This window comes from Variovorax sp. UC122_21, assembly GCF_044056785.1.
Taxonomy (GTDB): domain Bacteria; phylum Pseudomonadota; class Gammaproteobacteria; order Burkholderiales; family Burkholderiaceae_C; genus Variovorax.
Genome location: NZ_CP172003.1, coordinates 481,096 through 499,096, shown reverse-complemented (window position 1 = coordinate 499,096; position 18,001 = coordinate 481,096). Strand labels below are relative to the sequence as shown.

Annotated in this window: 22 protein-coding genes and 1 pseudogene; 12 read left to right on the top strand and 11 right to left on the bottom strand. The window is 71.2% G+C overall.

Annotation, left to right across the window (positions count from 1 at the left end; all coding sequences use genetic code 11):
- Positions 1 to 83: 83 nt before the first annotated feature.
- The 8 genes and pseudogenes from ACHMXE_RS02545 to ACHMXE_RS02510 all read left to right on the top strand — a co-directional run bounded on the left by ACHMXE_RS02545 (position 84) and on the right by ACHMXE_RS02510 (position 6,262).
- Complete coding sequence (locus ACHMXE_RS02545) at positions 84 to 788, top strand: fumarylacetoacetate hydrolase family protein (protein ID WP_395346660.1); 705 nt, start codon at positions 84 to 86, stop codon at positions 786 to 788.
- A 25-nt stretch (positions 789 to 813) separates the two neighbouring features.
- Entirely contained in the window at positions 814 to 1,692 is an 879-nt protein-coding gene (locus tag ACHMXE_RS02540) for a polysaccharide deacetylase family protein (protein ID WP_395346659.1), read from the top strand.
- A 78-nt stretch (positions 1,693 to 1,770) separates the two neighbouring features.
- Positions 1,771 to 3,021, top strand: coding sequence for an MFS transporter (locus tag ACHMXE_RS02535; protein ID WP_395346658.1), 1,251 nt, complete (start codon positions 1,771 to 1,773; stop codon positions 3,019 to 3,021).
- Positions 3,018 to 3,777: pseudogene (locus ACHMXE_RS02530) on the top strand (sulfite exporter TauE/SafE family protein). The gene ACHMXE_RS02535 and the pseudogene ACHMXE_RS02530 overlap by 4 nt, the downstream one beginning before the upstream one ends.
- 41 nt (positions 3,778 to 3,818) lie before the next feature.
- Complete coding sequence (locus ACHMXE_RS02525) at positions 3,819 to 5,240, top strand: amidohydrolase family protein (RefSeq protein WP_395346657.1); 1,422 nt, start codon at positions 3,819 to 3,821, stop codon at positions 5,238 to 5,240.
- Positions 5,241 to 5,348: 108 nt separating this feature from the next.
- Positions 5,349 to 5,633, top strand: coding sequence for a CopG family transcriptional regulator (locus tag ACHMXE_RS02520; protein WP_203206896.1), 285 nt, complete (start codon positions 5,349 to 5,351; stop codon positions 5,631 to 5,633).
- A gap of 4 nt (positions 5,634 to 5,637) precedes the next feature.
- Positions 5,638 to 5,931: a type II toxin-antitoxin system RelE/ParE family toxin gene (locus ACHMXE_RS02515; protein ID WP_395346656.1), complete on the top strand. Its 294-nt coding sequence runs from the start codon at positions 5,638 to 5,640 to the stop codon at positions 5,929 to 5,931.
- Between the two features lie 136 nt (positions 5,932 to 6,067).
- Entirely contained in the window at positions 6,068 to 6,262 is a 195-nt protein-coding gene (locus ACHMXE_RS02510; RefSeq protein ID WP_296800094.1) for a hypothetical protein, read from the top strand.
- A gap of 26 nt (positions 6,263 to 6,288) precedes the next feature.
- Here ACHMXE_RS02510 and ACHMXE_RS02505 read toward each other — a convergent pair whose 3' ends face one another.
- From ACHMXE_RS02505 to wrbA, 7 genes are all read right to left on the bottom strand, one after another.
- The gene (locus ACHMXE_RS02505; protein WP_395346655.1) at positions 6,289 to 7,272 is read right to left on the bottom strand and encodes a Bug family tripartite tricarboxylate transporter substrate binding protein; all 984 of its coding nucleotides are present in this window, start codon (positions 7,270 to 7,272) and stop codon (positions 6,289 to 6,291) included.
- A gap of 28 nt (positions 7,273 to 7,300) precedes the next feature.
- Positions 7,301 to 9,076, bottom strand: a complete 1,776-nt coding sequence (locus tag ACHMXE_RS02500) for an FAD-dependent monooxygenase (RefSeq protein ID WP_395346653.1) — start codon at positions 9,074 to 9,076, stop codon at positions 7,301 to 7,303.
- Positions 9,077 to 9,078: 2 nt separating this feature from the next.
- On the bottom strand, positions 9,079 to 9,669 hold the full coding sequence (locus tag ACHMXE_RS02495; RefSeq protein ID WP_057594193.1) for a hemerythrin domain-containing protein: 591 nt from the start codon (positions 9,667 to 9,669) through the stop codon (positions 9,079 to 9,081).
- A gap of 79 nt (positions 9,670 to 9,748) precedes the next feature.
- A complete protein-coding gene (locus tag ACHMXE_RS02490; protein WP_395346652.1) occupies positions 9,749 to 10,597 on the bottom strand; it encodes a LuxR C-terminal-related transcriptional regulator in 849 nt (282 codons plus the stop codon).
- 153 nt (positions 10,598 to 10,750) lie between these two features.
- Entirely contained in the window at positions 10,751 to 10,999 is a 249-nt protein-coding gene (locus ACHMXE_RS02485) for a hypothetical protein (RefSeq protein ID WP_395346651.1), read from the bottom strand.
- Between the two features lie 16 nt (positions 11,000 to 11,015).
- On the bottom strand, positions 11,016 to 11,600 hold the full coding sequence (locus ACHMXE_RS02480) for an IclR family transcriptional regulator (RefSeq protein WP_395346650.1): 585 nt from the start codon (positions 11,598 to 11,600) through the stop codon (positions 11,016 to 11,018).
- A 55-nt stretch (positions 11,601 to 11,655) separates the two neighbouring features.
- On the bottom strand, positions 11,656 to 12,273 hold the full coding sequence (gene wrbA / locus ACHMXE_RS02475) for an NAD(P)H:quinone oxidoreductase (RefSeq protein WP_395346649.1): 618 nt from the start codon (positions 12,271 to 12,273) through the stop codon (positions 11,656 to 11,658).
- Between the two features lie 131 nt (positions 12,274 to 12,404).
- On the opposite strand from wrbA, the gene ACHMXE_RS02470 reads away from it, so the two are divergent.
- A complete protein-coding gene (locus ACHMXE_RS02470) occupies positions 12,405 to 13,112 on the top strand; it encodes an NIPSNAP family protein (RefSeq protein WP_395346648.1) in 708 nt (235 codons plus the stop codon).
- Positions 13,112 to 13,711 (top strand): NAD(P)-dependent oxidoreductase, encoded by a 600-nt coding sequence (locus ACHMXE_RS02465; RefSeq protein ID WP_395346647.1) that lies wholly within the window; start codon positions 13,112 to 13,114, stop codon positions 13,709 to 13,711. The genes ACHMXE_RS02470 and ACHMXE_RS02465 overlap by 1 nt, the downstream gene beginning before the upstream one ends.
- 18 nt (positions 13,712 to 13,729) lie before the next feature.
- Here ACHMXE_RS02465 and ACHMXE_RS02460 read toward each other — a convergent pair whose 3' ends face one another.
- The 4 genes from ACHMXE_RS02460 to ACHMXE_RS02445 form a co-directional block, all read right to left on the bottom strand.
- Positions 13,730 to 14,146: a DUF1801 domain-containing protein gene (locus ACHMXE_RS02460; protein ID WP_395346645.1), complete on the bottom strand. Its 417-nt coding sequence runs from the start codon at positions 14,144 to 14,146 to the stop codon at positions 13,730 to 13,732.
- 113 nt (positions 14,147 to 14,259) lie between these two features.
- Complete coding sequence (locus ACHMXE_RS02455) at positions 14,260 to 15,453, bottom strand: MFS transporter (RefSeq protein WP_395346644.1); 1,194 nt, start codon at positions 15,451 to 15,453, stop codon at positions 14,260 to 14,262.
- Positions 15,450 to 16,268, bottom strand: coding sequence for an SDR family NAD(P)-dependent oxidoreductase (locus ACHMXE_RS02450; protein ID WP_395346642.1), 819 nt, complete (start codon positions 16,266 to 16,268; stop codon positions 15,450 to 15,452). The genes ACHMXE_RS02455 and ACHMXE_RS02450 overlap by 4 nt, the downstream gene beginning before the upstream one ends.
- A 4-nt stretch (positions 16,269 to 16,272) precedes the next feature.
- The gene (locus ACHMXE_RS02445; RefSeq protein WP_057594183.1) at positions 16,273 to 16,596 is read right to left on the bottom strand and encodes a 2Fe-2S iron-sulfur cluster-binding protein; all 324 of its coding nucleotides are present in this window, start codon (positions 16,594 to 16,596) and stop codon (positions 16,273 to 16,275) included.
- A gap of 86 nt (positions 16,597 to 16,682) precedes the next feature.
- Between ACHMXE_RS02445 and ACHMXE_RS02440 the strand changes: the two genes are divergently transcribed.
- Positions 16,683 to 17,681 (top strand): quinone oxidoreductase family protein, encoded by a 999-nt coding sequence (locus ACHMXE_RS02440; protein ID WP_395346641.1) that lies wholly within the window; start codon positions 16,683 to 16,685, stop codon positions 17,679 to 17,681.
- A 115-nt stretch (positions 17,682 to 17,796) separates the two neighbouring features.
- On the top strand, positions 17,797 to 17,991 hold the full coding sequence (locus ACHMXE_RS02435) for a hypothetical protein (RefSeq protein ID WP_395346640.1): 195 nt from the start codon (positions 17,797 to 17,799) through the stop codon (positions 17,989 to 17,991).
- Positions 17,992 to 18,001: the final 10 nt, after the last annotated feature.

Here is an 18,001-nt window from a genome sequence, read left to right as displayed (position 1 = left end):
CGCAAGCCTGTGCGTTGAGGCGAGGAGGCCTCGTTCCTAGACTCTAGCCACTCCTTCCACAACCTTCCAGAGAGACAACCGCAATGTCCCCCAGTCCCGCGCCCGGCACCGCCGAGGCCCTCGAGGTCGCCCCCATCTCCATCGACATCGTCGGCAGCGACCGGCAGTTCCCCGTGCGCCGCGTCTACTGCGTGGGCCGCAACTACCTGGCCCACATCCGCGAGATGAAGGAGGGCGACGAGCGCGATCCGCCGTTCTTCTTCCAGAAGCCGGCCGACGCGGTGGTGACCGACGGCCGCGTGCCCTATCCGACGCTGACCGAGGACTTCCAGTTCGAGTTCGAGCTGGTGGTGGCGATCGGCAGCGAGGCCTCGAACGTCTCGCCCGACGCCGCGCTCGACCATGTGTTCGGCTACGCGGCCGGCCTCGACATGACGCGCCGCGACCGCCAGCGCGAGTGCAACAAGCGCGGCCTGCCGTGGGAGCAGGGCAAGTCCTTCGACCATTCGGCGCCCTGCGGGCCGATCCACCCGGTGGCGCGCGTCGGCCACATCCGCTCGGGCGCGCTGAACCTCGCGGTCAACGGCAGCGTGCGGCAGGATTCGGTGCTCGAGAAGATGATCTGGAACGTGCACGAGATCGTCAGCGAGCTGTCGAAGCAGTACCGCCTGCTGCCCGGCGACCTGATCTTCACCGGCACGCCCGAGGGCGTGGGCCCGGTGCAGCGCGGCGACCGGCTCACGGGCCGCATCGAGGGGCTCGCGCCGCTGCAGGTCGAGATCGTCTGAACCGACAAGGCCAAGGAGACACCGCATGAAACCGCTCGAACGCATCGCCTACTCGGCCATCGCCGACCGTCCCGCCCGCCGGCTGCCCGGCGGCAAGCGGCTCGCCGTCTGGGTCATCGTCAACGTCGAGGAGTGGAACATCGACGAGACCATGCCGCGCACCGTGCTCACGCCGCCGGCCGGCGGCTCGCCCATGCCCGACATCCCGAACTGGGCCTGGCACGAGTACGGCAACCGTGTCGGCTTCTGGCGCATGCTCGAGGCGATCGACGCGCTCGGCATTCCCGCCACGCTCGCCATCAACGGCTCGGCCATCGGGGCCTACGAGCCGATCGCCAGGGCGGCGAAGGCGCGCGATTGGGAATTCATCGGCCACGGCTTCGGCCAGCGCAACATGCAGAAGGTGCCCGACGAGGCCGAGGACATCGCCAGGACCACCGAGGCGATCCGCGCCTACACCGGCAAGCGCCCGCGCGGCTGGCTCGGCCCGGGCCTCACCGAGACCTGGCACACGCCCGACATCCTGGCCGAGCAGGGCTACGAGTACGTCTGCGACTGGGTGCTCGACGACCAGCCGGTGGAACTGAAGACGCGCAACGGCGGCCAGATCGTCAACGTGCCCTACACGCAGGAATGCAACGACGTGGCGATGATGCTGATCCAGCACCACAAGGCCAGCGAGTACCGCGACCGCGCCATCGACCAGTTCGAGCAGCTGTACGCCGACGCCAGGGACTCGGCGCGCGTGATGGCGCTGGTGGTGCATCCGTACATCATGGGCGCGCCGCACCGGCTGCGCTATTTCCGCGAGGCGCTGGCGCACATCCGCGAGCGCGAGGACGTCGGCTTCTTCACCGGCGAGCAGATCCTCGACTGGCATCTCGCGACGCGCAACGCCGCTTGATACCCGCCCCGGCGCGCGCCGCCGGGGCTCCCTTTCCCCCAGAACAAGAGTCTCGCCCCGGCGAGAAGGAGACAGATCGTGCATTCCACCACCTCGGCCCTGCCGCTGGCCGGCGACGCGCGCCGCGAGGCGCCCATCAGCGGCCTCGAGATCGCCATGTTCCTGGTGCTGCTCGCGTCCTACGCGCTCAATGCGATGGACCGGCAGATCTTTCCGCTGATCGCGGCCGACGTGCGCCGCGAGTTCGGCTTCGGGCTGGCCGACACCGGCCTCTTGTCGACCATCTTCACGCTCGGCATGGCGGTGGCCGGCGTGCCCACCGGCTACCTGCTGGCGCGGCTGTCGCGCAAGACCGTGCTGCAGATCGGCATCGCGATCTTCTCGCTGGGCACGCTGCTCACGGCCTACTCGCACGGCTTCGCCGACATGATCGCCTACCGCGCCGCCACCGGCATCGGCGAGGCGATGCAGCTCACGGTGGTGATCGCGATCGCGGCCAGCCACTTCGCGCGCTACCGTGCCACGGCCGTGGGCGCGATCAACTTCTCGTTCGGCATCGGGGCGATCGTCGGGCCGCTGCTCGGCGGCCACCTGATCGGCGCCGAGCGCGACTGGCGGCTGCCGCTGGTGGTGTTCGGCGTGGCGGGCTTCGCGGCCATGGCGCTGATCGCGCTCACCGTGGGCCGGCGCATGACCGAGAACGTGGCCGCGGCCGACACGCGCGCCGACCAGCGCGGCGCCGAGCGCATGTGGAACCGCAACACCGTGCTGCTGACCGCGATGAGCGTGATCGGCGGCCTGTGCATCTACGGCTACCTCGGCATGTACCCGACCTTCCTGCGCGAGCACCTGCACTACACGCCGGCCGACACCGGCCGCGTGATGAGCATCTTCGGCTTCGGCGTGTTCGCCTCCATCTTCGGCGGCTGGCTCGGCGACCGCTTCCATCCCAAGCTGGTGCTGTCGCTGAGCTTCGTCGGCACCGGGCTGCTGGGCTTCCTGCTGTTCTCCGGGCCCACCGGCATCTGGGTGCAGTCCGCGCTGTCCTTCGCCTGGGGCCTGGTGGTCAGCGGCGTGCTCTACGTGAACCTGGCCGGCTACCACATCAAGGCGGTGCGCGCCTCGCTCACCAACCGCGCCACGGGCGTGTTCGTCACCACGCTCTACGGCGCGGGCGCCTTCGCGGGCTACATCATCGGCGCCATCGCCGCGCGCCTGGGCTGGGGCTCGGCCGGGTTGCTGCAGATCACGCTGCTGGCGGCCGTGGGGGTGGTGCTGACGGCGCTGCTGCGCACCGACCGCATGTCGCTGCCGGCGCGCAAGCCGTGACCACGGCCTTCGAATGGGCGCTGCTCGGCGGCGCCGCGGCGCTGGCCGGCGCGCTCAACGCGGTGGCGGGCGGCGGCAGCTTCCTCACCTTGCCCGCGCTGGCGCTGGTCGGCGTGCCGCTGGTGTCGGCCAATGCCACCGGCACCGCCGCGCTGCTGCCGGGCTACCTGGCCGGGGCCTGGGCGCTGCGGCGCGAGCTCGCGGGGCCGATGTCGCCCTCGCTGCTTCGGCTGGGCGTGCTCTCGGTGCTCGGTGGCGCGGCCGGTGCGGCGCTGCTGCTGTCGACCTCGAACCAGGCCTTCGGCCGCATCGTGCCCTGGCTGCTGCTGGCCGCGACGCTGCTGTTCGCGATCGGGCCGGCCCTGGTCCGCCGTCGGGCCGAGGCCGCCGCACCGGGGCGCGCCTGGCTCGCCGACCTGGGCATCGTGGCGGTCGCGGTCTACGGCGGCTACTTCAACGGCGGCCTCGGCATCCTGCTGCTCGCGGTGCTCGGCGCGCTCGGGCATGCCGACATGGGCCGCATGAACGGCATCAAGAACTTCGTCTCGGCCATCCTCACGCTGATGGCGGTCGCGATCTACGCGGCCAGCGGCGCGATCGTCTGGACCCATGCGCTGTGGATGGCGCTCGGCGCCACGGCCGGCGGCTATGCGGGCGGCACCGGCCGCGCGGCGGCTGCGGCCGGAGCTGGTGCGTGGGTTCGTGGTGCTGACGGGGCTCGCGATGACGGGGGCTTTCTTTCTCAATGCGCGCTGAGGCACGCAATCTTTTTTTCCACTTCCTCACCGGGACAGCCCATGCAGACCAGCAAGAGAAACTTCATCCGCCTGGCCGGCGCCCTGGCCGTGGCCGCCACCGGCGCGCCAGCGCTCGCCACTTCCGCCCGGGCCAGCCGCGGCAGCTACCTGATCCGCAACGGCGCGGTGATCACGGTCGACCGCACCACCGGAACCCTGCCACGCGCCGACGTGCTGGTGCGCGACGGCACCATCGAGAAGGTGGGCCGCGGCCTGCGCGCGCCGGGCGTCGAGGTGATCGACGCCACCGACCGCATCGTGATGCCGGGCTTCGTCAATTCCCACTACCACCTGTGGAGCGCGATCGGCCGCAGCTTCACGGCGCGCGAGGGCTTCTCCTACTACCCGGCCAAGGGCGCGACCTCGACCCTCTACACGCCCGAGGATTTCTACAACAGCGTGCTGCTGGGCTGCGCCGAGCTGGCCCAGGGCGGCACCACCACCGTGCACAACTGGTCGCACAACACGCGCTCGCCGGCCCATGCCGACGCCGAGCTGCGCGCGCACCGGCAGTCGCTGCTGCGCGCGCGCTATTCCTACGGCCATGTCGACCAGATGCCGGCCGACGAACTCAACCGCTACGAGGACCTGGCGCGCGTGCGGCGCGACTGGTTCGGCGAACGCTCGCCGCTGGCCGGCCTGGTGCACCTGGGGCTGAACCTGCGCGGCCCGCAGCAGAGCACCGAGGCCGTCTTCCACGAGGAGATGAAGTTCGCCAAGGCCAGCGCGCTGCCGGTCGCGATCCATGCGCCGCAGGAGGCGCCCGACAACGTCGACGCGCTCGACTACGAGCGGCGCGGCTACCTCGGGCCCGATTTCATGATCGCCCACTACGTGCCCGCGAGCCCGGCCGACCTCGCGGCGCTCGCGCGCACGAAGACGCCGCTGAGCTTCGCCACCCATTCCGAGCTGCGCCTGAGCGGCACCGGCGACGCGCGCGCCGCGCTGTTCGCGATGCGCGCGGCGGGCCTCGCGGTCTCGCTGTCGAGCGACGCCACCTCGATCGCGCCGCCCGACATGTTCGAGGCGATGCGCTTCACCTGGAACCTCGGCGTGCCCTGGGCCGGCACGCCGAGCGCGGGCGCCAGGCCGGTGGGCGTGCACGAGGTGATCGAGATGGCGACGATCAACGGCGCCATGGCGCTGGGGCTCGGCGAGGTCACGGGCTCGATCGTCGAGGGCAAGCGCGCCGACATCATCCTGGTGCGCACCGATGACCTCAACGTCGGCCCGGTAGGCAACGCCGAGACCGCGATCGTGCAGAGCGGCAGCGCCGCCAACGTCGAGACCGTGATGGTCGACGGCCGCATCCTCAAGCGCGGCGGCCGCCTGGTGGCCTACGACACCCCGGCCATCATGCGGCGCGCCCGCCAGTCGGCCGAGCGGATCCGCGCTGCGGCGGGGGCGGCCCTGCAGTCCTGAATACAGCGCCCGCGTACAAGCGCCGGGCTTCGGCGCTGAGGGTATGGGTCGTTTGCAGCACACTTGTGCTACATTGGCTCGCGGCCGCTGGCCGAGAGAAGGACCTGCATGTCTACCACCACCATCCGAATCGAAGACGCTCTGAAGGCAAGGATTGCAGCGGCCGCGGAGCGTGCAGGGAAGACGTCTCATGGATTCATCCTCGACACGCTCGCGGAGACCGTCGAGCGCAGCGAGATGGATGAGGAACTGCACCGCGTGGCGGAGGAGCGCTGGGCCTTGCTGCTGCAAACCCGGCAGACGGTCTCCTGGACGGATGCCAAGGCGTATCTCGAGGCCCGCGCCAAGGGAGAAAAGCCGCGCCGCCCGCGCGCCCGTGTAGGGGCGCGCTGAACCTGTGGCGCATATCGAGCTCGCCCCAGCCGTCCTCGAGGACATCGATCGTTTCGTGGAGCACATGGCGCGTCACCAGGCGGCGGACATGCCCGAACGGGTCGACGAGATCATCCAGGCGATTCAAGTCCTGGCCCACAGTCCGCTGATCGGAAGGCCGGTGCGGCAAGGCAAACGAGAGCTGGTGATCGGCAAGGGCGTTCGTGGATACGTCGCGCTCTACCGCTACCTGGCCGAGATCGATACCGTCTTCATCCTTGCGCTTCGCGCGCAACGCGAATCAGGGTTCAAACACTAGCGCGGCCCCGCAGCCCTGAATACAGCGCCCGCCTACAAGCGCCGTGCTCCGGCACTGACGGGTGCCCGCCCGCCCGGCCCCCACCATCGGTCCCCATGCGTCGGGCCTGTTGCCCGGCAAGCACCAGGAGCCGCACATGACGAAAAAAATTGGATCGCTGGCAGCCGGTGCTGCCCTGTTGGGTTCGTTCTTCCTCGCAATCCTCGCGCCCATGGCCTGGGCGGTGGAGAAGGACGATGCCGCCACCGCCACGGTCATCCAGACCGCCGCGCCGGCCTGCGAGGCCACGGCCGCGCACGACGGCATCTTCACCAAGACCTGCCTCAAGTAGCCGTCGAGCAGACGTTCAAGCCGCCGTCATTCGGCCTTGATGCCGCGCTCGCGCACCACGCGGCCCCACTTGACGGTCTCCGACTGGATGTACTGGGTGAACTGCTCGGGCGTGCCGCCCACCGGGTCGATGCCCGCCTCGCCGAGCTTGCGCCGGATCTCGGCCGGCGCGATGGCCTTGAGATAGGCCGCCTGCAACGCCTGCACCACGGCATCGGGCGTGCCGGTGCGCACGCTGAAGCCCTGCCAGCCCTCGACTTCGAAACCCTTCACGCCCTGCTCGGCCACGGTCGGCACCTCGGGATAGGCAGCGATGCGCCTGGCGCCGGCCGCGGCGATCGGGCGCAGCCGGCCCGACTCGATGTGCGGCCGCGCGGTGGCGCGGTCTAGGAACATCAGGCCCACCTGGCCGCCCAGCAGGTCCTGTACCGCGGGCCCGCCGCCTTTGTAGGTGATGGCGACCAGCTTCATGCCGGTCTCGCGCGCCAGCAGCTCGGTGGCGAGGTGATGCGTGGTGCCCACGCTCGGCGAGCCGTAGTTCAGGCCCTCGGGCGTGCGCGCGGCCAGCGCGATCAGCTCCTGCAGATTGCGCACCGGCAGGGTGTTCGGATTGACCACCAGCAGGAAGTCGAACTTCGCCGTCATGGTCACGGTGCGCAGGTCCTTGAGCGGGTCGTACGACAGCTTGTCGAACATGGCAGGGTTGACCGCGTAGGTGGTCATGTCGCCGAGCAGGAAGGTGTGGCCGTCGGGCGCGAGCTGCTTGGCCACGGCGGTCGCGCCGATGATGCCCGAGGCACCGGGGCGGTTGTCCACGATCACCGGCTGGCCCAGCACTTCGCCCATGCCGGGCGCGACCAGGCGCGCGAAGAAGTCGGTGCCGCCGCCGGCCGGGTAGGGCACGATCAGGCGGATCGGCTGGTTGGGCCAGTTGCCTTGGGCCGCCGCGCCGAAGGCCGCGGGTGCCAGGGCGCCGGTGGCCAGGAGCGAAAGCAGGGTGCGTCGTTGCATGGTGGCTGTCTCCTCGTTCGTTGGAATGTCAGGCCGCGAGATCGCGCTGCAGGATCTTCGCAAAGGCCGCGGCAAGCTGGCCGCGCGCGCTGTCGCTTCGGCCCATCGCGCGCCAGGCCACGTGCTGGTCGGGCCGCACCAGGATCGCGCCGTCCGACGAGACGCCGCGCAGGCAGCGCCAAGTTCCTTCGATGTCGCGCACCGCGGCCGTGTCGTGGATCTCGACGATGTCCACCGGCAGACCGGCGCCATGCGCCAGCGTCGCCGCGGCATCGGCCCAGGCCGAGCCCTGGCGGCCGGTCAGCAGCGTGAAGCGGCCCGGGCGCACCAGGTCGAGCGTGGAGATCTTCTGGCCGTCGCGCTCGAGCCAGGCGTGCGGCAGCCGGTGGCCGGGCCGGGTGGTGGGCACGTAGGTCTGGCCCAGCGGGTCGCGCTCGGGCGTGGGCGTGCCGTCGGGCATGACGGCGCCGAGCTCGTAGTGGTAGCCCAGTTCGATGTCGTGCGCCTGCCATTCCATGCGCTGCACTTCCATGATCTGCGCCAGCCGCGCGCGCCGCGTGCGGCCCTCGGCGTCGTCGGCGAAGTAGCGGCGGAAGTTCGCCTGGCTCAGCTCGGCATTGCCGCGCACCAGGCCGATGCCGGCATCGGTGAGCTGGTGGTTCTGGAAGGTCATCAGCGCCCACTGGATGTTGAACGCGGCCACCGGGCGGCGCTCGGCCTCGTAGCTGTCGAGCAGGCTGTCGTGCGCCTCGCCCTTGAGCACGGCCGCGAGCTTCCAGGCCAGGTTGTGCGCGTCCTGGATCGCCGAGTTCAGGCCCAGGCCGGTGGTCGGCGGATGGCGGTGCGCGGCATCGCCCGCGAGCAGCGCGCGGCCCCAGCGGTAGCGGTCGACCAGCACGCCCTCGACCGTCCAGTGGCCGATGCCGATGATGTCGGGATGCAGGTCGGGGATCTTGAGCAGTTCGCGCATGCGCGGCAGCAGCGACGCCTCCTCGAAGCGCGAAGGGTCGTCGGGCCGGAAGCTGAAGTGGAACATCCACTCCTCGGAATGCCGGCCGAAGCGCGTGGGCCCGAGCTGGCCCAGCACGCCGCTGGCCCAGGAGCCGCCCTCGGGATTGACGAACCAGGTGGTCATCGAGTGGTCGTCGTCCCAGTACTTCGAGAGATCGGCGCGGAAATAGACCGTGACCATGTGCGCGAGGTCGGTCGCGCCGCTCATCAGCGCGCCCAGCGTCGGGCCCACGGTCTTGCCGCCGTCGGCGCCGATCAGGTACTTCGCGCGCACGCGGTATTCCTCGCCGCTGTCGCGGTCGAGCACGCGCGCGGTCACGCCGTTGTCGTCCTGTTCGAAGGACTGCAGCTGGTGGTGGTAGCGCACCTGCGCGTTCGCCTCGGCCGAGGCCAGCTCGCGCAGCAGCGGCTCCATGCGCACCTGCGGGTAGAGCGTCGACTCGCAGGGGCTGTCCTTCGCATAGTGCTGCGCGAGCGAGCCGCCGCCGAAGGACTCGATGCGGTAGAAGGTGCGGCGGTCGAGCTCGCCGTCGCCGGCCAGCGTGGTGCACCAGCGGATGTGCGAGATGTGGGCCAGCGGCATCGAGCGCTCGTAGACGCGCTCGGCCACCTCGAACTGGCGCAGCAGTTCCATGGTGCGCTGGCTGATGTAGCGCGCCTTGGGCAGCCGGCCCGGCGCCGGATGGCGTTCGATCAGCAGGCTCGCGATGCCCTGGCGCGAGAGGAACAGCGAGGCCGCGAGGCCGCAGCCTCCGCCGCCGACGATGAGAACGGGAACGTCGATGTCTTGCATGGTCATTTCTGGAGCGTGGGGTCGGGGCAGGAGGTGCGGGCGGTGATGCGTGCGAACAGCGCGCGGTGGCCCTGCGTCATCGCGGCATCGGTGTCGCCGCGCTGGCGCGCGAGCGCCTCGGCGAGTTCGCGCCAGTCGGCGGGCGAGAGGTAGTCGGCGGCCACCGGCAGCACGTAGCTTTCCTCGACCTCCATGTGGCCGAGGTAGACGGTCGAGTGCGTGTGCAGCAGCAGCTGGAAGGATTCGCGGTGCACCTCGCCCATCAGCTCCCAGGCGGTCAGCGCATGCTCGAGCTCGCGCACCGAGGATTCGCCGCGCTCGTGCTCGGCCTCGAGCCGGGCCAGCACCGGGCGCAGCGCCGGGCAGCGTTCGCGGATCTTCGGGAACAGCAGCTCGCTCTCGCTCGCGTGGTGCATGCGCGCGGGCATCTCGTCGAGGTAGAACAGCATGGCGCGCAGCTCGTCGAAATCGGGCCGGCGGGCCGAGCGGCGCGCCTGCTCGACGCTGTCGCCCAGCGCCCGCAGCACCGTCGCGAGGGCCTGGTGATCCTCGAGGATCAGCTGGACGGCGGAGGGTTGGAGCAGGGGCGGCATCGGTGCGACTCGGGCATGGCCTCATTGGGGCACAGCCGGGCGCCGGGGTCAGTCCCGCTGCAGGGGACGCTCAATGGGGCTAGTGCAGCGCGCGCGAGGCCATCGTCTGGAAACGCTCCGCGCTCCAGCGGCCCCAGCGCGCGAGATACCAGGTCAGCAGCTCGCGTTCGCTGCCGATCACCAGCCGCTGGTAGGCGCGCTTGCGGTAGGTCTTCACGGTCTCCTCGCTCACGGCGAGGTCGAGCGCGATGCCGACCGACGACAGCCCGTAGAGGATGCGCGCGCAGACCTCGGCCTCGCGGCGCGGCAGCGGGCTGGTCGCCACGATGCAGTTCTCGATCTCGTCGAGCGTGGTCAGCGCCTGCGACACGTCGGGCCGGCTCTGGCAGACGTCGGCGTGCTTCGAGAGCATCGCCAGCAGCAGCTCGGCCGCCTGCGCGAGGCGCTCGATGCCGTCGTGCGCGAAGGGCGTGTGCGGGTCGGCGCGCAGCACGCTGAGGCCGAAGGCGCCGTTGGTGCCACGGCCGCACAGCAGGATGCGGTCGCGCACGTGCGGGTAGACGCGCGGGCGCAGGTCGTCGTATTCGTGATCGCTGAAGTCGACGTGGATGATGGTGGCGGCCGCGCCGTCGACGCGGCGCTGGGCCTCCGTCATGGCCGGGTCGTGCTTCCACAGGCCCTGCTTGACGTAGCTCTCGACGCGGTCGCGCGCGGTCCGCTCGGGCTGCACGCAGCAGGCCGCCACTTCGCGCAGCTCGTCCTGGCCGAGGCGGAAGGCCGCGAAGTGATCGGCGCCGCACAGCGCATGCAGGTAGTTCGCGAGCGCGGGCGCGAAACGCTCGCTGCCCATGCCGTCGACCAGGCGCGCGAGCTGCGCTTCCGAGGAGGAGGCGGCCGCGGGCCGGTCCTGGATCATCACCGTCATCATCGTTGTCTCCTGGGGTACCGCCAGGCGCCTTCGGGGCGCCAACTGCCCGGACTTCTGTGTTCCGGGCAGGTTTCAAATTCCGTAATCAGATTACGCTCATCGAAATCCTGACTGTGTGAGGAGAAACCCTCCGCTGCGCTGCGGCAGGCGGTTTCAGCCCCAGCCCATGCGACGCGAAACGTCCTCGGCGCGCGCCGACAACACCGTCGCCACGTGGCCGTCGAGCCGGGTGTCGATCAGGCCGGCCGAGCCCATCACGGTCATCACGCCGGCCACCGCGCCCGCGTGGTCGAAGATCGGCGCCGACACGCCGTGCAGCCCCGGATTGAGGTCGCCCTGGATGCGCGCGAGCTTGCGCTTGCGCACCGACTCGAACAGCGTCTCGACGTCGGCGCGCGTCATCCTGCCGGCGGCCGGGTTAGGCGTCGCGCCCCGGATGCGGCACGCCCGACAGCTCGCGGTCGATCAGCGGCGCCGTCACCGAGGCCGGCAGGTAGGCGCCGAAGATGCGGCCGGTGGAGGAGGTCAGCATCGGCATCACCGAGCCGGGTCGACCGCTGATGATCAGCGCGTCGTTGGTCTCCTCGAAGCGCACGAAGGTTGGCCCGGCCGCGCCCCAGACCGCGAGGCCGACGGTGAAGCCGAGCTCGTCGCGCAGTTCGCCCAGCGTGGGCGAGGCCACCTGCACCACGTTGAGCCGGCGCAGCGCCGCGAGGCCCAGCCGCACCGCCAGCGGCCCGAGCCGGTAGCCGCCGCTGGCGGCATCGCGCTCGGCCAGCCCGCTGCGGCAGAAGCTCACGAGATAGCGGTGCGCCTTCGGCGGCTGCATCTCGGCGCGCTCGGCCACGGTCTTGAGCATCAGCGGCGCGCCGGTGTCGATCAGCGCGGACAGCACGCGCACCGCGGTGTCGACCGCCTGCACGCCGCCCGCGTCCTCGTCGCCGGCACCGTGGCCCGTGCCGTTCGTCTCGTCGGCGCCATGGCCGGACTTCGCATCTTTCATGGGGGAGGGCGGGACCATCCGCACGAGACTAGCACGGGCATGGTCGCCGCTTGCCTCAGCCGGCGGCCTGTGCGCGGGCCGCCGCCAGCACGCCCGCGAAGCGCGCGAGCCGCTCGCCCTGGAAGCGCGCGGCATCGAGCTTCTCCGCGGGCAGGCCCTGGCCGCGGCCGTCGCTGAAGCTGCTGCCGTAGGGGTTGCCGCCGGCCGCCGAGATCCGCTTGTCGGTGTAGCCCACCGGCACGATGACCGAACCCCAGTGATAGAAGACGTTGTGCAGCGCGAGCAGCGTCGATTCCTGGCCGCCGTGCAGGTTGCCGGCACCCGTGAAGGCGCCCGCCACCTTGTCCTGCAGCCCGCCCGCGGCCCACAGCGGGCCCAGCGTGTCGATGAACTGCTTGAGCTGCGCGGCCGGCAGTCCGAAGCGCGTGGGCGTGCCGAACACGAAGCCGTCGGCCCAGGCGAGGTCGTCGGGCGTGGCCTCGGGCACCTCGCGCGTGGCCTGCAGGTGTTCCTTCCAGGCCGGCTTGGCATCGATGGTCTCGGGGCCCGCGAGTTCGCGCACCTTGCGCAGGCGCGTTTCGGCGCCCATGGCGCGCGCGCCTTCCTCGATGGCCTGGGCGATGCGCCAGGTGTGGCCGGTGCTGCTGTAGTAGACGATGGTGAGCTTGGCCATGGTGCGCGGGTCGGGTTGTCGTAGTCGCGGGCGTGGTGCCCGCCGCCGGCCAGCATAGGCAGCGCCCCGCGCGCGGTATGCCCCCCTGCGGCGGGACAGACAGCCGCCGTGCCATGGCTATGGTGGCGGCCATGATCCACGAACTGCGTCTCTACGCGGTGGCACCGGGCCGCATGGCCGACGTGCACGACCGCTTCAACCACCATTTCCCGGCCCTGTTCGAGAAGCACGGCGTCGACTGCGTCGCGCGCTGGCAGGCCGTGGCCGGCCCCGACGCGCCGCGCTTCGCCTACCTGATGGCCTACCGCGACTACGCGCACCGCGAGGCCGTGTGGGCCAGCTTCTATGCCGATGCCGAGTGGTGGCGCGTGCGCGCCGAGACCAACGCGGGCCACGAGATGGTGGAACGCCACGACCTGTTCTTCCTGAAGCCGAACGCCGCCTGGCCGGCGCTCGCGGCGGCCGACGCGGCCGAGCCGGTGGGCGGCCTGCACGAGCTGGTGCAGCAGCAGATCGCGCCCGGGCAGAACGCCAACGCCAATGCGTTCCTGCACGAGACCTGGCTGCCGCGCGTGCGCGAGGCTGGCGCGCGCGTGCTCGCCGTGTGGGACATGGCGGCCGGCGCGGGCATGCAGAAGATCGTGCTGCTCTACGCCTGGCCCGATGCCGCGGCCTGGCACGCCGGCCGCCAGCGGCTGGACCGCGACGCCGCGCTGCAGGCCGAGTTCGGAGCGCAGCGCGCGCGCCATGGCACCGCGCTGTTCCAGCGCGCCGAGGTCAACCTGCTCGAGCCCGCGCCGGGCGCGACCATTCGCGCCGGGCTGGGCCGCATCGCCTGATGTCGCCGTTGAAGATCGCGCTGGTGGGCGGCACCGGGCGCGTGGGACGCCACGTCGCGCTCGAGGCCGCGCGCCGCGGCCACCTGGTGCGGCCCTTGCCGCGCGCCGAGTTCGACGTGTTCGATGCGGCAGCGCTCGCGCGCGGTTTGCAGGGGCAGGACGTGCTGGTCAGCGCCTATGGCGCGCCGGCCGAGCTGGCGCAGTTGCTGGTGCGCGCCACGACCTCGATGCTGCAGGCGGTGCGCACGGCGGGCGTCGCGCGCATCGTCACCGTCGGCGGTGCAGGCGGCCTCGCGGTGGCGCCGGGCCGGCGGCTGGCCGACACGGCGGACTTTCCGGCGGAACTGCTGCCCAAGGTCAAGGCGCACGAGGAAGCGGTGGCCCTCCTCGCCGCCTCGGGGCTCGACTGGACCTGCCTCGCGCCCGCCGCGCGCATCGCGCCGGGCGAGCGCAGCGGCCGCTACCGTTGCGCGGTCGGCGCGCTGGTCAGCGATGCGCAGGGCCGCAGCGGCATCTCCTATGCGGACTTCGCCTGCGCGCTGGTCGACGAGCTCGAGGGCCGACGGTATCCGCGGCAGCTGGTGGGCATCGGCGACTGAGCTTTCGCCCGCGGCGGGCTATGCCGGGCGCTTCGCCTTCGCCGCCTTCTTCGTCACGTTGAACGCCACCGCTTCCTGGATCAGCGCCTTGAAGGCTTGCGCATCGACCGTCTCGCCTTCGCCGATGTCGATCGCGCGCCGCGCATTGCCCTCGAGGCTCGCGTTGAACAGGCCGGCCGCATCCGCGAGCGCGGCGCCCTTGGCGAAGGTCAGCTTCACCTTCCCCTTGTACGACTCGCCGGTGCAGACGATGCCGTCGTGCGACCAGGTCGGCGTGCCCATCCACTTGAGTTCCTCGACGATCTCCGGATCGGCCTCCTTGATCAGCTGCCGCATGCGGCCCAGCGTCTGGGTGCGCCAGTCGCCGAGCTCGGCGATCTTCTGGTCGATCTGCGCGGAGATCGCGGGGTCGGTGCCCGCCTCGGATTTCTTCATGGGTGCTCCTGGCTTTTTTCCATGAGGCCCGGCGGATCCGGTGCCCCTGCGTGGGAACGCATTCTGCATACGCGCGGCGCATGCCGGAAGAAAAGCGCCGTGGGCGCGCGGCCTCAGCCGATGGTCCGCGGCTGCGCCGCCGCCCGCTGCCGCAGGCTCAGCGCGAAGCCCGCGCCGATCGCCAGCAGCGCCGCCGCGCAGGCCAGGAACACCGGCCGCGTGCCGATCCGGTCCACCGCCGCCGAGGCCACGGCCACGCCGAGCGCGATGCCGAGGAACATGGTGGACGCGAACAGGCTCACCGCGGTGCCGCGCAGCGCGGGCACCATCTGCGTGGCATGGGTCTGCAAGGTGCCGTGCAGCGCGTAGAAGCCCAGGCCCGCCACCAGGCTGGCCGGCAGCGCCAGCGCCCAGTGCCGGCCGAGCGCGAGCACCAGCCAGCCCAGGCCCAGCGCGATGCCGCCGCCCAGCACCAGCCCGCCTTCGCCAAATATCGCCAGCAGCCGGCGCGCCGCGAAGGCATAGAAGAAACCGCCCACGCCATAGAGCGCCACCACGCCCGCCGCGCTCGAGAGCCCGAGGCCGTATTCGCGCACCAGGAAGGCCGGCAGGAAGGCCAGGCCCGAGAAGGCGAAGGCGCCCTCGGCCATCACCACCAGCAGCATCCAGCGCGCCCAGGGTTCGGCCAGCACGCGCAGGATGTCGCGCAGATGCCCATGGCCGTGGCTCGAAGGCGAGCGCACCGGCTCGGCACGCACTTCGCGGTTGAGGCTGATCGCGAGGCCGCCGAGGCAGAACACCACGGCCAGCAGCGCGAACACCGCGCGCCAGCCCAGCCATTCGGTGAGCACGCCCGACACCCACTGCCCGGCGATCATGCCGCCCAGCGACAGCATCAGGAAGCGCGCCAGCACCGGCTGCCGCTCGGCATAGGGCACGGTATCGCCGACCCAGGCCAGCACCAGCGCGATGATGCCGGCCGCCGCGGCGCCGGCGAGAAAGCGCGCCACCACCAGCATCTCGAGGCTCATCGCCGCCAGCGCGAGCAGGTTGCCGGCCACGCAGCCCAGCGCCGCGAAGCCGATGGTGCGGCGCTTGCCGAAGCGGTCGCCGAGCGGGCCGAACAGCAGCTGCAGCAGCCCATAGGCCACCGCGTAGACCGACACCGTGAGCGCCGCACGGCCCGTGGTGACGCCGAAGGTCTGCGCGAGCGCCGGCAGCATCGGGTCGCAGACGCGCATCATCGCGCTGCTGCAGCAATGCACCGTGGCCAACGCCGCCAGGCCACCGGGCCGCACGCGGGTCATCGGGCCTGCGCGTCCTGCTTCTCGAAGCCGGGGCGGGGAATCAGCGACAGCCAGGCGGTGCTGAGGCCGCCGTCGACCAGCAGGTCCTGCCCGTTCACGTAGCCCGAGCGCGGGCTGGCCAGGAAGGCCACCACCTCGGCGATGTCCTTCGGCCCGCTGATGCGCCCGGCCGGCACGATGGCCTCGCGCTTCGCGAGCACCTCGGGCTGGGTGTAGATGCCCTCGGTGAGCGGCGTGCGCACCATCGCCGGGCTCACCACGTTGCTGCGGATGCGGTGCTCGCCGAGCTCCACCGCCAGCAACTGCGACAGCATCTTCACGCCCGCCTTGCTGATGCTGTAGGGGCCGCTGTAGGGCTGCGGCACGCGGCCCGAGATCGAGGCCACGTGCACCATGCTGCCGCCGCCCGCGGCGATCATCTGGCGGCCGAAGGCCTGCGCGCACAGCAGGAAGCCGTCGAGGTTCACCGCCATCAGCCGGTGCCAGCGCTCGATGTCGATGTCCATCAGCGCCGCGGCGTAGATCGTGGCCGCGTTGTTCACCAGCACGTCGCAGCGCCCGAGCTCGCGCTCGACCGCGGCCGCGGCGCGTTCCACGTCGGCCTTGTCGGTGATGTCGCAGCCCAGCGCGATCGCGCGTGCGCCGCTTTCCGCGATGTCGGCCGCGGCGCGGGCCGCGCCCGCCTCGTCGCGGTCGAGCAGCGCCACCTTCGCGCCCACCGACGCGAGCTCGCGCGCGATCTCGATGCCGATGCCGCCGGCCGCGCCGGTGACCACGCAGACCTTGTCTTCCAGTTGCAGCCAGTTCGCGGTCATGGCGTCAGACCTGCGGGTTGGCGATGCGCAGCACCAGGCCGTCGAGCGCCGCGCTCATCACGAGCTGGCACGAGAGCCGGCTCGTGGCCTGCCGCGGCGCGGCCGTGTAGTCGAGCATCTGGTCCTCGGTCGAGGCCATGGCGGGCAGTGCGTCCGCGGGGCCGTCTTCCACGAAGACATGGCAGGTGGCGCAACTGAGCGAGCCGCCGCAGTCGCCGACGATCTCGTCGATGCCGTGGTCGCAGGCGGCGCGCATGAGGTTGGTGCCGACGGGAACGTCGACGTCGCGGCGGGCGCCGTCGGCGCAGATGAAGGTGGCCTTGGTCATGGCGCCACTGTCGGGCGCGCTCGCTCCGGTGTCAGTCCCCTCGGAGGGGACGGGCGCGGCGCGGCACTCCTGCGCACACTCGCGGCATGCAATCCATCGCCATCCATCGCCACGGCGGGCCCGAGGTCCTCGAAGCCCTGAACCTCGAACTGCCGCCGCCCGCGCCGCGCCAGGTGCGCGTGCGCCACACCGCCATCGGCCTCAACTTCTCCGACATCAACGTGCGCAATGGCGGCTTCTACCTCGGCCGCGGCCCGCGCTTCCCCGTCATCCTCGGCAACGAGGCCGCCGGCGTGGTGGAGGCCGTGGGCACCGAGGTCACCGAATGGCGCGCGGGCGATCGCGTGGCCTATGCCGGCACCGGCGGCCTGTTCTTCCAGGACACCGGCGCCTATGCCGAGGCGCGCAACCTGCCGGCCGACTGCCTGGTGCGCCTGCCCGACGACATCGACGACCGCCAGGCCGCCGCCATGCTGCTCAAGGGACTGACCGCCTCTGTGGTCATCCACCGCTGCCACCGGCCGCAGCCCGGCGACACCATCCTCGTGCATGCCGCCGCGAGCGGCGTCGGCAGCCTGCTCGCGCAATGGAGCCATCACCTGGGCGCCACCGTGATCGGCACCGTCGGTTCGCAGGCCAAGGCCGAGTTCGCGCGCGCGCACGGCTGCGACCACACCATCCTCTACCGCCAGGAGGACTTCGTGGCCGCCACGAAGCAGCTCGCGCCGCAGGGCCTGGCGGCCGTCTTCGACGGCGTCGGCAAGGACACCTTCATACCGTCCTTCGACTGCATGCGGCCCTTCGGTGCCGTCGTGAACTACGGCAACGCCTCGGGCCCCGTGCCGCCCTTCGACCTGATGCTGCTGGCGCAGAAGGGCTGCCTCGCGCTGCACCGGCCGGGCTTCGGCTTCCACGCCATCACGCCTGAGACGCGGGCCGAGGCCTGCGGCGAACTGTTCGACCTGGTGCGCAGCGGCGCGCTGAAGGTCGAGGTGAGCCGGACCTATGCGCTGGCCGATGCGGCGCTGGCGCATGCGGATGTGGAGCAGGGGAGGACGGTGGGGTCGGTGTTGTTGATACCGTGAAGGGAGCGGCGCGCGCCCGCCGCTGACGATGTTGCTTTCGCTGGACCGTTCGGGCTGAGCTTGTCGAAGCCTCGCGCCGCGATTCGCTCCATCGACGCGTCGGTATTCTCCTTTCATGAACTACAAGGTTTCGACCGATCGAACGGTGACGTGGCAGGAGTTTGGTGCCCTGATGACGGTCTTGTTCAAGGTGCCGGGTCCATCTCTATGGATCCTGGAGGCCTCGCGTCAAGCATCGCTGGTGAGCCGGTTCGAGTCGGTTCCTGTAGTGAAGCTCGATCGGCTTGCCGCAGTCGACGCACGCGTCTAGCATGCCGTGC